This is a genomic window from Marinimicrobium locisalis, assembly GCF_039822625.1.
GTDB lineage: Bacteria > Pseudomonadota > Gammaproteobacteria > Pseudomonadales > Cellvibrionaceae > Marinimicrobium > Marinimicrobium locisalis.
In genome coordinates, this window is sequence record NZ_JBDLLG010000082.1 from 1 (window position 1) to 729 (window position 729).

A 729-nucleotide genomic window follows, 5' to 3' on the forward strand; every position below is an offset into this window, starting at 1 on the left:
TGTTAATGGCCATCTAAACTGACCCACCTCTGGCCAATAATTTTGACCCACCCCAGGTGGCTTTGGCCACAAAACTGTGTAGCGTCCCCCGCCACATCCATAAGCCGGGGACAGAGCATTGAAGGAGTGGGTTATGATTCACAAGATAAAAGCACTGTATGACCAGGGCCGAGGCCTGTCACTGCGCGCCATTGGCCGAGAGCTGGGCATCGCCCGCAACACAGTACGCAAGTACCTGAAGATGGACGAAGCGGCCATCAGCCAGGCTCAGAACGATCCCTCGCGCACCAAGCGCCTGGATGAGCATCGGGACTTCCTTATCCACCAGCTCAAGTCCTATCCCCAGTTGAGCGCCGTCAAGCTGGCCCGGCGCCTGCGTGAGCGAGTTGGGGACTTGCCTGCTTCGGACCGGAGCCTGCGCCGCTACGTGCGCACGCTTAAGGAACAGGTCGCCAGCGGTCAGGCCCGGTATTACGAACCGGTGCTCGACGCCGTGCCCGGCGTCCAGTGTCAGGTGGACCCTGGAGAGCTGCGCGGTGTGTGGATCGGCGGCCTCGAGCGGGTGGTGTACTTCGTGGTGTTCGTGCTGGCCTGCTCGCGCCTGATGTACGTCGGCATTCGGCTCCAGCCGCTGGACACCGAGGCCTTCATTCAGCTGCACGACGAGGCCTTCCGCTACTTCGGCGGCGTCACCGAAGAGTGCGTCTACGACCAGACCAAGATGGTGGT

General features: G+C 61.6%; 1 protein-coding gene. It reads left to right on the forward strand.

Going from position 1 to position 729, the window contains the following annotated elements:
• Positions 1-133: 133 nt before the first annotated feature.
• Positions 134-729, forward strand: a 596-nt coding sequence (locus tag AAE514_RS18490) for a transposase (RefSeq protein ID WP_488212737.1), incomplete at its 3' end; no start/stop codon positions are given.